The sequence below is a fragment of the Pantoea sp. X-Soil-YNGN-844 genome, assembly GCF_059730595.1.
Map to the genome: position 1 here is coordinate 625,816 of NZ_AP036007.1, position 12,643 is coordinate 638,458.

Consider the following 12,643-nt stretch of genomic DNA (forward strand, 5'->3'; position numbering starts at 1 on the left):
ATTTGGCCAAAGCGGCAAAACGCGCATTTGTCTGTAATGAATGCGGCGCAGATTACCCACGCTGGCAGGGGCAATGCAGCGCCTGCCACGCCTGGAACACCATCACCGAGGTGCGCATCGCCGCCTCGCCCGCCGCTGCGCGTAACGAACGTCTGAGTGGCTACGCCGGCAGCGCCGGAACCAGCCGGGTGCAGAAGCTCTCTGAAATCAGTCTGGAGGCGTTACCGCGCTTCTCGACCAGCTTTAAAGAGTTTGACCGGGTGCTGGGCGGCGGCGTCGTGCCGGGCAGCGCTATTCTGATTGGCGGCAGTCCCGGCGCGGGCAAATCCACGCTGCTGCTGCAGGTGATGTGCCGGTTGTCAGAAGGGATGAAAACCCTGTACGTCACCGGTGAAGAGTCACTGCAACAGGTGGCGATGCGTGCCCATCGTCTGGGATTACCTACCGAAAATGTGAATATGCTGTCGGAAACCAGCATTGAGCAGATCTGCCTGATCGCCGAGCAGGAGCAGCCGCAACTGATGGTGATCGACTCGATCCAGGTCATGCACATGGCGGAGATCCAGTCATCGCCGGGCAGCGTGGCTCAGGTACGGGAAACCGCCGCTTATCTGACGCGCTTCGCCAAAACGCGCGGCGTGGCGATCATCATGGTCGGCCACGTCACTAAAGATGGCTCGCTGGCCGGGCCGAAGGTGCTGGAGCACTGCATCGACTGTTCGGTCCTGCTGGATGGCGATGCCGACTCCCGCTTCCGCACGCTGCGCAGCCACAAAAACCGCTTCGGCGCGGTGAATGAGCTAGGTGTGTTTGCCATGACCGAGCAGGGCATGCGTGAAGTCAGCAATCCATCCGCTATCTTCCTGTCGCGTGGCGAAGAGGTCACCTCGGGCAGTTCGGTCATGGTGCTGTGGGAGGGAACGCGTCCGCTGCTGGTGGAGATTCAGGCGCTGGTCGATCACTCAATGATGGGCAATCCTCGCCGCGTGGCGGTGGGCCTGGAACAGAACCGTCTGGCGATTCTGCTCGCCGTTTTACACCGCCACGGCGGATTGCAGATGGCGGATCAGGATGTGTTCGTCAACGTGGTCGGCGGCGTTAAAGTCACCGAAACCAGTGCGGATCTGGCGCTGATGCTGTCGATGGTGTCGAGCCTGCGCGATCGTCCACTGCCGCAGGATCTGGTGATCTTCGGCGAAGTGGGACTGGCCGGTGAGATCCGTCCGGTGCCCAGCGGTCAGGAGCGCATCTCTGAAGCCGCGAAGCATGGCTTCAAACGCGCCATTGTACCGGCGGGGAATGCACCGAAAAAACCGATTGCCGGGATGCAGGTTTTCAGCGCGAAGAAGCTGGCCGATGCGCTGGCGATTCTGGACGATCTGTAACGCGCCTGCGGCCAGCCTGCGTCGCGGGCTGGCCGCGCCCACCTTAACCGCATTGATGCAGGAGGCACGACATGTCGTCGTTTGAATATCTGAAAACGGCCATTCGCCAGCAGGGCCATACGCTGCAACAGGTCGCTGATGCCAGCGGCATGACCAAAGGCTATCTGAGCCAGTTGCTCAATGCCAAAATTAAAAGCCCCAGCGCGCAAAAGCTGGAGGCGCTGCACCGCTTTCTGGGCCTGGAGTTTCCGCGCCGCGATAAAACAGTGGGCGTGGTATTTGGTAAGTTTTATCCGCTGCATACCGGCCATATTTATCTGATTCAGCGAGCCTGTAGCCAGGTGGATGAGCTGCATATCATTATGGGTTATGACGAGCCGCGCGACCGCGAGCTGTTTGAGAACAGCGCGATGTCACAGCAGCCGACGGTCAGCGATCGCCTGCGCTGGCTGCTGCAGACCTTTAAGTATCAGAAGAATATCCGCATTCACGCCTTTGATGAGGAGGGGATCGAACCTTATCCGCACGGCTGGGATGTCTGGAGTCAAGGCGTCAGCGCGTTTCTCAGTGAGCACGGCATTGCGCCAGACTGCATCTACACCAGCGAAGCGCCCGATGCGGAGATGTACCAGCAGCACCTGGGCATTCAGACTGTGCTGGTCGATCCTAATCGATCCTTTATGAGCATCAGCGGCGCGCAGATTCGTCAGGATCCGTTCCGCTTCTGGGATTACATTCCCACGGAAGTGAAACCGTTCTTTGTGCGCACCGTGGCGATCCTTGGCGGAGAGTCGAGCGGTAAATCGACGCTGGTGAATAAACTCGCCAACATCTTCAATACCACCAGTGCCTGGGAATATGGCCGCGATTATGTCTTTTCCCATCTGGGCGGTGACGAAATGGCGCTGCAATATTCCGATTACGACAAGATCGCGCTGGGCCAGGCGCAGTACATCGATTTCGCCGTCAAATATGCCAACAAAGTGGCGTTTATCGACACCGACTTTGTCACCACGCAGGCGTTTTGTCTCAAGTATGAAGGGCGTGAACATCCCTTTGTGCAGGCGCTGATCGATGAATATCGTTTTGATCTGGTGATCCTGCTGGAGAACAACGTGCCCTGGGTCGCGGATGGCTTGCGCAGCCTGGGCAGTTCAGTGGATCGACGGGAGTTTCAGTCGATGCTGGTCACGATGCTGCGGGAAAACAACATCGAATTCCTGCACGTGAAGGAAGATGATTATGACACTCGCTTCCTGCGCTGCATTGAACTGGTGAAAGCGATGCTGGGCGAGAAAAACGCCCAGCCGTAACGCATGCATTGGCCCGGTCTGCCGAAAGGCAGCCGGGTCAGCGCATTAATAGACCATCACCACTTTGCCGCGCATGTGGCCTTCCAGCACGCGCTGGTGGGCGGCAGTTAAGGTCTCAACGCTCAAGCCGTGCAGCGTTTCGCTCAGCGTGGTTTGCAGCTTCCCTTCGTCCAGCAATGCCGATACCGCATCCAGAATCTCGCCCTGACGCGCCATATCCGGTGTGTTGAACATGCTGCGGGTATACATCAGCTCGAAATGCAGTGCCGCACTCTTCAGCTTCAGCTGGTCCATCGACAGCGGATGTTCGTTTTCCACGATGGTACAGATATGACCCTGCGGAGCGATCAGCTTCGCCATGGTTTCCCAGTGACCGTCGGTGTCATTCAGGCAGAAGATATAATCGACCTGCTTAATGCCCTGTTTCTCCAGCTCACCGATCATATCTTTGTAGTTGATCACCAGATCGGCACCGCGATCGCGGCACCACTGGGCTGAATCTTCACGCGAGGCGGTCGCAATGATCTTCACCTTGCTGCGCAGCTTCGCCAGCGGGATCGCCAGCGATCCGACACCGCCTGCGCCGCCGACGATCAGCAGCGTCTGATCTTCTGATGCTGTCTCAAGATTCAGTCGTTCAAACAGGCCTTCCCAGGCGGTTAGGGCCGTCAGCGGGATCGCCGCTGATTGCGCCCAGTCCAGGCTCTCTGGCTTGTGACCGGTGATACGTGAATCCACCAGCTGCTCGGTGCTGTTACTGCCAGGACGCGTCAGGTCGCCCGCATAGAAGACTTCATCGCCAGGCTTAAAGTTGCTGACTGAGCTGCCCACTTCCAGCACGACGCCGCTGGCATCCCAGCCGAGGATGCGTGGCTGCTGTAAGCCGTTCTTCTTCGCCCCTTTATGCACCTTGGTATCGACCGGATTGACCGACGCGGCTTTGACTTCAACGCGCAGGTCATACTCACCTGGCGCTGGGGTTTCAGGGAAAATTTCAGTGAAGTGTTCAGGATTTTCGGGGTTTACTGCGATAGCGCGAATAGACATAACGTTTTCCTGTTGAGTCAGGCCAGGAGCCTGGATTGTGTGGTTGCTATGCTGACCCTGAAGAGTGCTCACACTCGCAGGGGTTGAGCCACGCTGTCCGTGGCAGACTGCTGTAATGATTCGGAACAGGCTTTAAGTGTAGAACCTGGTTTTAGCGGTGATAAGATGGACAATCTTTCATAGAGTGTTCGTCTGAGGTGAACAATGGCGTTTCGTCAGTGGCAGGATATGGCGCTGTTTGCGCTGGTGGCGGAGTGCGGCAGCTTTACCGGCGCGGCGGAACGCGCGGGTCTGCCCAAATCGAGCGTCAGTCAGCGCATCAGCCAGCTGGAGCAGCGGCTGGGGATCCGGTTACTGAACCGCACCACCCGCCAGCTTAACCTGACCTTTGCCGGTGAACGCTATCTGCTGCACTGCCAGGAGATGATGCAGGCCAGTGAACGCGCCGATCAGGCGATTGCCAGCCTGCGGGAAAACCCCAGCGGGCGCCTGCGCATCACCAGCCCGGCAGGGATTGGCGCCACGCTGCTTGCGCGCTGTAACGCGGAGTTTTTACGTCTCTATCCGGATGTGACGCTGGATGTCTCAATCTCCGATGAGATGCGCGATCTGGTGCAGGAGGGCTTTGATGTGGCGCTGCGCACCGGTCAGCCGCAGGAATCTTCACTGATTGGCCGGCGGATTGGCAACTGTCCGCGCCTGCTGGTGGCATCACAGCACTATCTTAACCAGCACCCGCCGCTGCTGCATCCACAGCAGCTGTCGGCTCACCGCTGTATTGCGCATCGCGCCTGGAATGAATGGGTTTTGCAGCGTGATGATGAGTTCTACCGCTGGCTTCTGCCGCCGGGTCATCTTACCGACAATTTACTCTATGCGCGTGAATCGGCGCTGGGCGATGCGGGCATTACGCTGCTGCCGCACTTTCTGACCGATGGTGCGATGGCGGATCCCCGGCTGGTGCCGGTGTTGCCGGAATGGGAAGTAGAGGGGAATGAGCTGTGGCTGGTCTATCCGGGTCGAAAACTGAACTCACCCGCGCTGGCGCGCTTTATTGAGTTCGCACTGCAGTCCCCGGTGTTCAGGGAGTTTTATCGCTGATCGGCACAATGTGGCACAGGAACAGTGCCGCCATTTTTTCCGGGCCACTCTGGTAACCCGCGATATTTGCCGCTAACCAGTCGCTGGCGCTCAGGCCTTTCCAGCTCACCTGATAGCCCGCATGAAGAATAATATGTTCGAACAGAATGCGTAATGCCCGACCGTTTCCTTCCCGGAAGGGATGCAGAATATTGAACTCGCAATAATACCAGGCAATCTGATGACAGAAGGCTTGATGGTCAGGTTGTTCCAGCAACCTCTCCTTCGCCAGTTTTGCAAATAATCTCTCCGCTTCACGCGCAATAAAAGCCGGCTGGCAAAATCGGGTCTGCCCTTTGCTGATTGATATATCGCGTATCTGTCCTGCCCAGCTATAGAGCTCGTTAAACAGGCAGTAATGGATGTGGCACAGCGACTGAAGGGTGAAAGGGGGATGAGAGAGCTTAATGGTGTGAATAGTCAGCGCGGTAACATCACGCTCAGCCTGATCGAGCAGAGTCTGGTCGCGAATATCGTAACGATTAATCAGAACATCGGAATCGGGGTAACAGTAGTGATCTCGCCAGACAAGATAACGATTCACGTTCAGCTCCTGTCACTGCTTATAGCGGCGTCGAACCTGTTCCAGGGTTGATAATTCCACATCGGCTGAAATACGTATCCCCTCCAGCAGGGAACTTGCGGCAAAGTTTGCGACTTTAGTGGCTTCATAAATCGCTTCAGCTTTTTTAGCCACTGGCCGCTCAGCTTTTTTCTTCATTGCGTTCAGCCCTTAAAACGTCACTGGTGAAGCAGGAGGAGGCCTGAGCCTCCCCCTGACATCGTTACTTCGTCATACGTTTGTACTTGATGCGTTTCGGCTCCAGTGCGTCGGCGCCGAGGGTACGCTTCTTGTACTCTTCATATTCGGTAAAGTTACCTTCGAAGAATTCGATGTTGCCTTCATCCTGATAATCCAGAATGTGCGTGGCAATACGGTCCAGGAACCAGCGGTCATGCGAGATCACCATCGCACAACCCGGGAACTCCAGCAGGGCGTTTTCCAGCGCGCGCAGGGTTTCGATGTCCAGGTCGTTGGTTGGCTCATCGAGCAGCAGCATGTTGCCGCCAACCTGCAGCAGTTTTGCGAGGTGCAGACGACCACGCTCACCACCGGAGAGTTCGCCCACGCGTTTGCCCTGATCGACGCCTTTGAAGTTAAAGCGGCCGACATAGGCGCGGCTTGGCATCTCGGTGTTACCGATACGCATAATGTCCTGACCGCCGGAGACCTCTTCCCACACGGTTTTGGAATTATCCATGCTGTCGCGGAACTGATCGACGGAGGCCAGCTTAACGGTCTCGCCCAGCACGATGCTGCCGGAATCAGGCTGTTCCTGACCGGACATCATGCGGAACAGCGTTGATTTACCCGCGCCGTTCGGACCGATAATTCCGACAATCGCGCCTTTTGGCACAGAGAACGAGAGATCGTCAATCAGCACACGGTCGCCATAGGACTTACGCAGATTGCTGACTTCCAGCACTTTGTCACCCAGACGGGCACCTGGCGGAATGAACAGTTCGTTGGTTTCGTTACGCTTCTGGTAGTCGGTGTTGTTCAGCTCTTCAAAGCGTGCCAGACGGGCTTTGCCTTTCGACTGCTGGCCTTTAGGTCCTTTGCGAACCCATTCCAGCTCTTTCTCAATCGACTTACGACGAGCGGCTTCAGAAGAGGCTTCCTGCGCCAGACGCGCATCTTTCTGCTCCAGCCAGGAGGAGTAGTTACCTTCCCACGGAATACCCTCACCGCGGTCAAGTTCCAGAATCCAGCCTGCTACGTTATCCAGGAAGTAACGGTCATGCGTAATCGCTACGACGGTGCCTTCGAAGTCATGCAGGAAGCGCTCCAGCCAGGCGACAGATTCGGCGTCCAGGTGGTTCGTTGGTTCGTCCAGCAGCAGCATGTCTGGTTTTTCCAGCAGCAGGCGGCACAGGGCGACGCGGCGACGTTCACCACCGGAAAGGGTCGCAATTTTCGCGTCCCAGTCCGGCAGGCGCAGCGCATCGGCAGCACGTTCCAGCTGGGTATTCAGGTTGTGACCGTCGTGTGCCTGGATGATTTCCTCCAGACGGCCCTGCTCAGCGGCCAGCTTGTCGAAATCTGCACCCTCTTCGGCATAGAGCGCATAGACTTCGTCGAGACGTTTCAGTGCGCCAACCACTTCTGACAGCGCTTCTTCAACCGACTCGCGCACGGTGTGTTCAAGGTTAAGCTGCGGCTCCTGTGGCAGGTAGCCAATCTTGATGCCTGGCTGCGGACGCGCTTCCCCTTCGATATCTTTATCGATGCCGGCCATGATGCGCAGCAGGGTAGATTTACCCGCACCGTTCAGACCGAGTACGCCGATTTTTGCGCCAGGGAAGAAGCTGAGGGAGATGTTTTTCAGGATATGACGCTTCGGCGGAACCACTTTGCCGACGCGATGCATGCTATAGACGAATTGAGCCACGTTGGTTTGAGCCTCTGGGTCTGTTGGTCGTTGGAATGATGTCGAAGTTTAGCCTTTTTCACCGTCTAATCCCAGCCGGGGGGCGGCGAATAATGCCCTGTAGGACGTGATGCCGGGCAGCATGCGGGATAACTGACTGATTTCCGCGCTCAATCGCTGACAGGGCCAGACAATCGGGCAGAGGCAGGCCTCAGGGCAGGCGCAGCGGTATCGCCTGCTGTGCCAGCCAGTTCTGCAACGTCTGATCGGGCGCGCTATCACTCACCAGCAGATCAAAGCGCTGCAGCTCGGCGATGCGTGCAGGCAGCACTTTGCCATATTTACTGCTGTCCGCCACCAGCACCGACTTACGGGCGCGCAGCATGGCGTGATGTTTCATCATCAGCTCATTGGTGTTGTAGCAGGTCGCACCCTGATCTTTGTCGATGCCCGCGGCAGAGATAAAGGCCAGCGTCGGACAGAGATCGTCAAGAATGGTATGCACGCCAATCGGTGTAAACAGCGCATTGTCGGCATGAAATTCACCGCCGCTGAGAATCACATTGCAGGCCGGTTTCTCTTTCAGGGTCAGAAAGGTATTCATGGCGCAGCAGATAGCGGTAAACGACAGCGTGTCAGGAATGGCATCAACGATATAGGGCAGGGTGGTGCCGCAGTCAAAGAAGACCGTATCGTTTTCACCGATCAGGCTGGCCGCCGCCTGCGCCAGCCGCTGCTTTCTGGCGGCATTCTGTCCATGCTGATCGCTGACAAAATAGTGGCCGGCATGACTTTTCGGATCGCTGACAATGTAACCGCCCAGCAGGACCACGCTGGAACCCGGCTCGGTTAAATCGCGGCGAACCGTCATCTCTGAGACACCCAGCAGCTGGGCCGCATCTTTCAGATGCAGTTTGTCTGTGCGTTTCAGCGCCTGCGTCAGCTTGTGAATGCGTTCGTCGCGCCGGGTTTCCATGGTCATCTCTCTGTTACCTATCCTGCAGTGCGGAGAAGGGACGTCATAATCAACGTCGATACGCTACAAACCTCACAGATTTGAATGAGTTGCGTCTCATCCGCCAGGCTGGCAGTCAATCTTACCCGCAATCTGTAAGGGCCGCAAACCTCCGCCGTGCGGTGATAACGGACCTTCCCTGCAGGCGATCGCGCCTCTCAGTCGCCACGCTCCATGATGTTATCTTGTTATAATAGTAACATTTTAAATCCCCGTTCATGCCATTTACCGGCATTATTCGCCGCTTCAGGATGTGGTTTTTGTCACATATTTAACCTTTAAGAAAGGTTATTGTTACTTTAATAACATTTTAAATGTGAAAAACATCGGGGAGGTTCGTCATGACAGTTGCGGTCATCGGCTCAAACATGGTCGATCTGATTACCTATACCAACAGCCTGCCGAAAGCGGGCGAAACCCTTGAAGCGCCCGACTTTGCCATTGGCTGCGGCGGTAAAGGCGCTAACCAGGCGGTCGCGGCCGCGAAAATGGGTGGCAGCGTGATGATGGTCAGCAAGGTCGGCGACGATCTCTTTGCTCCCAATACCGTGGCCAATTTACAGCAGCAGGGCGTGGACACGCGCTTTGTCACCACCGCACCGGGCACCTCCAGCGGCGTGGCACCGATTTTTGTCGATGATCAATCGCAGAACCGCATTCTGATTATCAAAGGCGCCAACCAGCAGCTGAAACCCGCCGATATCGACGACGCGGCAGAGGCGCTGAAAGCCTGTGAACTGATCATTCTGCAGCTGGAGATCCCGCTGGAGACGGTCTATTACGCCATCGATTTTGCCCGCCAGCATCAGATCAAAGTGATCCTGAATCCGGCGCCAGCCGTTGCCACGCTGGATATTCACTACGCCTGCAAATGCGATTTCTTTATGCCTAACGAAACCGAGCTGGAGATCCTCACCGGCCTGCCGGTCAGCACCGATGAAGAGGTGATCCTCGCCGGGCAGTCGCTGCTGAAGCGCGGCCTTAAAAATCTGATCATCACGCTGGGCAGCCGGGGATCGGTCTGGATGAGCGGTGACCAGGTGCATCGCGTGGCCGCCACGCCAGTTCAGGCGGTCGATACCAGCGGCGCGGGTGATGCCTTTATCGGCTGTTTTGCGTATCTGCTGGTGAAAACCGGCGATGTGGCCGCCGCCATGACTCAGGCTTCTGCTTATGCCGCCTGCAGCGTCACCGGGCGCGGCACGCAGTGTGCTTATCCCGACGCCGAGGCTTTCCAGCGTTTTCTCAACCGTAACTGAGGTGCTGCTATGCAACAGAAAATTGTTCAGCAATCTGATGGCTATCTGAATAAAACGCCGCTGTTTCAGTTCATTCTGCTGTCGTGCCTCTTTCCGCTCTGGGGCTGTGCGGCGAGTCTCAACGATATCCTGATCACCCAGTTTAAAAGCGTGTTCGCCCTGAGCGATTTTGCCAGTGCGCTGGTGCAGAGCGCCTTTTATGGCGGCTATTTTCTGATTGCGATCCCCGCCTCGCTGGTGATCCGCAAAACCAGTTACAAGATGGCGATTATGATCGGCCTGGCGCTCTACATTGCTGGCTGTATCGCCTTCTATCCCGCTTCGCACATGGCGACCTACACCATGTTCCTGGCGGCGATCTTTGCCATCGCCATCGGCCTGAGCTTCCTGGAAACTGCGGCCAATACTTACAGTTCGATGATTGGCCATCGCGACCACGCCACGCTGCGCCTCAACGTCAGCCAGACCTTCTACCCAATCGGTGCGCTGATGGGGATCGTGCTGGGTAAATATCTGGTGTTCCAGGAGGGCGACAGCCTGGAAAGTCAGATGGCGACGATGACGGCAGAGCAGGCGCATGCCTTCCGCCTGACGATGCTGGAACATACGCTGGAGCCCTACAAATATCTGGTCATGGTGCTGGTGGTGGTGATGCTGCTGTTTATGTTCACCCGCTATCCGCGCTGTAAACCAGAAAGCAGTGAGAAATCCAGGCCGTCGCTGGGCGAAACCTTCCGCTATCTGGTGGCTAATCGCCACTTTAAACGCGGCATTGTGACCCAGTTCCTCTATGTCGGCATGCAGGTGGCAGTCTGGTCATTTACCATTCGTCTGGCGCTGACGCTAGGGGCGGCCAATGAACGTCACGCCTCTGACTTTATGATCTACAGCTTCGTCTGCTTCTTTATCGGCAAGTTCGTGGCGAACTTCCTGATGACGCGCTTCCGTGCAGAGAAAGTGCTGATCGCCTATTCGGTGCTGGGCGTGCTGACGCTGGCCTATGTGATGCTGGTGCCGAACTTTACCGCCGTCTACGCCGCCGTGTTTGTCAGCGTGCTGTTTGGCCCCTGCTGGGCAACGATCTACGCCGGGACGCTGGCGACGGTCGATAATAAATACACCGAAGTGGCAGGCGCGTTTATCGTGATGGCGATTGTCGGCGCGGCCTTTGTCCCGGCGCTGCAGGGCCTGGTGTCTGACACGCTGGGGTCAATGCAGCTGGCGTTTGGCGTCTCGCTGCTCTGTTTTGCCTGGGTCGGCTTCTACTTCTATGGCGAACTGCGCCATAAAAAACAGCCGGTTGCCGCCGGTCGTCTGGTGGGGGAGTTACCATGAAAACCCGTTTACCCTTAGCGCGTGACCAGTTTCACGCCACGCCGTGGGTGTTGCTGGAGAGCGATGACTTCCGGGTTGAGTTGTTTCGCTACCCGGCGGGCATTGAGGCGGTGCGTATTCATAACCGGCGCGGCAGCGTGACCGTGCTGCCATTTCTCGGACAGATGATCTGGGACGTGCAGTTCGACGAGCACAATCTGACCATGGGCCACAGTTTTAAACAGCCGCTGCCCGCCAGTTCGATCATCGACACCTATGGCTGTTTTGCCTTTCATTCGGGGCTGCTGGCTAACGGCTGTCCCACGCCAGAGGAGGATCATCCGCTGCACGGTGAGATGGCCTGCGCCCGCATGGACAGCGCCTGGCTGGTGCTGGACGATCAGACGCTGTCGCTGGAAGGGGAGTGTGAATATGTCAAAGGCTTCGGCCATCACTACCTTGCGGCACCTGCCGTCCGCCTTCAGGCCGATCGGTCCCGTCTGACGATCGAGATGACGGTGACCAATCTCGCCGGTGCACCGATGCCGTTGCAGTACATGTGTCACCTCAACAGCGCGTGGATCGATCAGGGACGATTCCGGCAGTCGATCCCCGAAGAGGCATTCCAGCTGCGACGCTCGATCCCCGCGCACCTTAAACCCACACCCGCCTGGCGCGAGTACACGGATCGCTTATCGCGCGATCCACAAGCGTTACAGCAGCTCGATCAGCCGCAGCTCTGCGATCCGGAGATCGTCTTCTTCGCGGACGATCTGCCGCAGTATGGCGATGAGGTGCAGTTTGAGCTGCACTCGCCGCAGGGCTTTGCGCTGATGACGCGCTTCTCTACCGCGCAGTTCCCGCACGCGACCCGCTGGCTGCTGCATAACCACGATCAGCAGGTGGCGGCCTACATTCTGCCCGCTACCTGTCGGCCAGAGGGCTTTCTGGCCGCGCAGCAGGCTGGTACGCTGATCACCCTGGCGAGCGGCGAACAGCGCCGCTTCTCCGTAGAGACCGGTTTACTGTGAGCCGGATTTAAATCGCCACCAGGCCGCGCACACCCTCTGCTTCCATGGTGTCGCCGCGGCCCCGCTGTACGATCTCCCCGCGCGACATCACCAGATAGCTGTCCGCCAACTCAGCTGCGAAGTCATAGAACTGCTCCACCAGCAAAATCGCCATATCGCCCCGCTGCGCCAGCTGGCGGATCACCGCGCCGATCTCTTTGATCACCGAGGGCTGGATCCCTTCGGTCGGCTCGTCAAGGATCAGCAGCTGTGGCCGACAGGCCAGCGCCCGGCCGATCGCCAGCTGCTGCTGCTGACCACCCGAGAGATCGCCGCCGCGGCGTGACTTCATCGCCAGCAGCACCGGAAAAAGCTGGTAGATCTCCTCCGGCACTTCACGCGCCGCTGCTGCCGGAAAGCGCGACAGACCCATCAGCAGGTTCTCTTCCACCGTCAGACGCGGAAAGATTTCCCGCCCCTGCGGCACATAGGCGATACCCGCCTGCACCCGCTGGTGCGGCTTACGGCCATTCATCCGCTGCTGCTGCCACTGGATCTCGCCCGACTTCGCCGGGATCAGCCCCATCAGGCATTTCAGCAGCGTGGTTTTCCCCACGCCATTGCGCCCCAGCAGGCAGGTAATTTCGCCAATCTTTACCTCAAACGACAGGCCGCGCAGAATGTGACTGCCGCCATAATATTGATTTAGTTCAGTAACCTGTAACATC

Annotated in this window: 12 protein-coding genes; 6 read left to right on the forward strand and 6 right to left on the reverse strand. The window is 57.5% G+C overall.

Translation table 11 applies throughout. The annotated features are described in order from the left end of the window. Positions 1–2: 2 nt before the first annotated feature. Together radA and nadR are read left to right on the forward strand one after the other, a co-directional pair. On the forward strand, positions 3–1,385 hold the full coding sequence (gene radA, locus AC6I8C_RS02745; RefSeq protein ID WP_003854897.1) for a DNA repair protein RadA: 1,383 nt from the start codon (positions 3–5) through the stop codon (positions 1,383–1,385). Between the two features lie 71 nt (positions 1,386–1,456). Continuing rightward, positions 1,457–2,698, forward strand: a complete 1,242-nt coding sequence (nadR, locus tag AC6I8C_RS02750) for a multifunctional transcriptional regulator/nicotinamide-nucleotide adenylyltransferase/ribosylnicotinamide kinase NadR (protein WP_497821549.1) — start codon at positions 1,457–1,459, stop codon at positions 2,696–2,698. A gap of 45 nt (positions 2,699–2,743) precedes the next feature. Here the strand turns inward: nadR and AC6I8C_RS02755 are convergent, their stop codons facing one another. After that, positions 2,744–3,745, reverse strand: coding sequence for a zinc-binding alcohol dehydrogenase family protein (locus tag AC6I8C_RS02755; RefSeq protein ID WP_013356689.1), 1,002 nt, complete (start codon positions 3,743–3,745; stop codon positions 2,744–2,746). A 204-nt stretch (positions 3,746–3,949) separates the two neighbouring features. Between AC6I8C_RS02755 and AC6I8C_RS02760 the strand changes: the two genes are divergently transcribed. Further along, positions 3,950–4,846 (forward strand): LysR family transcriptional regulator, encoded by an 897-nt coding sequence (locus AC6I8C_RS02760; RefSeq protein WP_033731443.1) that lies wholly within the window; start codon positions 3,950–3,952, stop codon positions 4,844–4,846. Here AC6I8C_RS02760 and AC6I8C_RS02765 read toward each other — a convergent pair. The 4 genes from AC6I8C_RS02765 to deoR all read right to left on the reverse strand — a co-directional run bounded on the left by AC6I8C_RS02765 (position 4,827) and on the right by deoR (position 8,293). Then, a complete protein-coding gene (locus AC6I8C_RS02765; protein ID WP_497821550.1) occupies positions 4,827–5,429 on the reverse strand; it encodes a putative adenosine monophosphate-protein transferase Fic in 603 nt (200 codons plus the stop codon). The genes AC6I8C_RS02760 and AC6I8C_RS02765 overlap by 20 nt on opposite strands. Before the next feature lie 12 nt (positions 5,430–5,441). Beyond that, a complete protein-coding gene (locus AC6I8C_RS02770; protein WP_497821551.1) occupies positions 5,442–5,606 on the reverse strand; it encodes a YhfG family protein in 165 nt (54 codons plus the stop codon). Positions 5,607–5,670: 64 nt separating this feature from the next. Next, positions 5,671–7,338 carry an energy-dependent translational throttle protein EttA gene (gene ettA / locus AC6I8C_RS02775; RefSeq protein WP_013356691.1) on the reverse strand — a complete coding sequence of 556 codons (1,668 nt, stop codon included), beginning with the start codon at positions 7,336–7,338 and terminating at the stop codon, positions 5,671–5,673. 190 nt (positions 7,339–7,528) lie between these two features. Further along, positions 7,529–8,293, reverse strand: a complete 765-nt coding sequence (gene deoR, locus AC6I8C_RS02780) for a DNA-binding transcriptional repressor DeoR (protein WP_312123481.1) — start codon at positions 8,291–8,293, stop codon at positions 7,529–7,531. Positions 8,294–8,673: 380 nt separating this feature from the next. On the opposite strand from deoR, the gene rbsK reads away from it, so the two are divergent. The 3 genes from rbsK to AC6I8C_RS02795 are packed head-to-tail and all read left to right on the forward strand — an operon-like array spanning position 8,674 to position 11,936. Then, positions 8,674–9,591, forward strand: coding sequence for a ribokinase (gene rbsK / locus AC6I8C_RS02785; RefSeq protein WP_497821552.1), 918 nt, complete (start codon positions 8,674–8,676; stop codon positions 9,589–9,591). A gap of 9 nt (positions 9,592–9,600) precedes the next feature. Beyond that, positions 9,601–10,926: an L-fucose:H+ symporter permease gene (gene fucP, locus AC6I8C_RS02790; protein WP_497821553.1), complete on the forward strand. Its 1,326-nt coding sequence runs from the start codon at positions 9,601–9,603 to the stop codon at positions 10,924–10,926. Beyond that, positions 10,923–11,936, forward strand: a complete 1,014-nt coding sequence (locus AC6I8C_RS02795; RefSeq protein ID WP_497821554.1) for an aldose 1-epimerase family protein — start codon at positions 10,923–10,925, stop codon at positions 11,934–11,936. Before fucP ends, AC6I8C_RS02795 begins: the two co-directional genes overlap by 4 nt. Positions 11,937–11,943: 7 nt before the next feature. Here the strand turns inward: AC6I8C_RS02795 and urtE are convergent, their stop codons facing one another. Continuing rightward, positions 11,944–12,642 (reverse strand): urea ABC transporter ATP-binding subunit UrtE, encoded by a 699-nt coding sequence (urtE, locus tag AC6I8C_RS02800; RefSeq protein WP_033731451.1) that lies wholly within the window; start codon positions 12,640–12,642, stop codon positions 11,944–11,946. Position 12,643: the final 1 nt, after the last annotated feature.

What these genes read in the sequence shown, in the direction of transcription:
- nadR (WP_497821549.1), top strand. Translation starts at nt 1,457, where the DNA reads ATGTCGTCGTTTGAATATCTGAAAACGGCCATTCGCCAGCAGGGCCAT.
- AC6I8C_RS02755 (WP_013356689.1), bottom strand. Translation starts at nt 3,745, where the DNA reads ATGTCTATTCGCGCTATCGCAGTAAACCCCGAAAATCCTGAACACTTC.
- AC6I8C_RS02760 (WP_033731443.1), top strand. Translation starts at nt 3,950, where the DNA reads ATGGCGTTTCGTCAGTGGCAGGATATGGCGCTGTTTGCGCTGGTGGCG.
- AC6I8C_RS02770 (WP_497821551.1), bottom strand. Translation starts at nt 5,606, where the DNA reads ATGAAGAAAAAAGCTGAGCGGCCAGTGGCTAAAAAAGCTGAAGCGATT.
- deoR (WP_312123481.1), bottom strand. Translation starts at nt 8,293, where the DNA reads ATGGAAACCCGGCGCGACGAACGCATTCACAAGCTGACGCAGGCGCTG.
- rbsK (WP_497821552.1), top strand. Translation starts at nt 8,674, where the DNA reads ATGACAGTTGCGGTCATCGGCTCAAACATGGTCGATCTGATTACCTAT.
- fucP (WP_497821553.1), top strand. Translation starts at nt 9,601, where the DNA reads ATGCAACAGAAAATTGTTCAGCAATCTGATGGCTATCTGAATAAAACG.
- AC6I8C_RS02795 (WP_497821554.1), top strand. Translation starts at nt 10,923, where the DNA reads ATGAAAACCCGTTTACCCTTAGCGCGTGACCAGTTTCACGCCACGCCG.
- urtE (WP_033731451.1), bottom strand. Translation starts at nt 12,642, where the DNA reads ATGTTACAGGTTACTGAACTAAATCAATATTATGGCGGCAGTCACATT.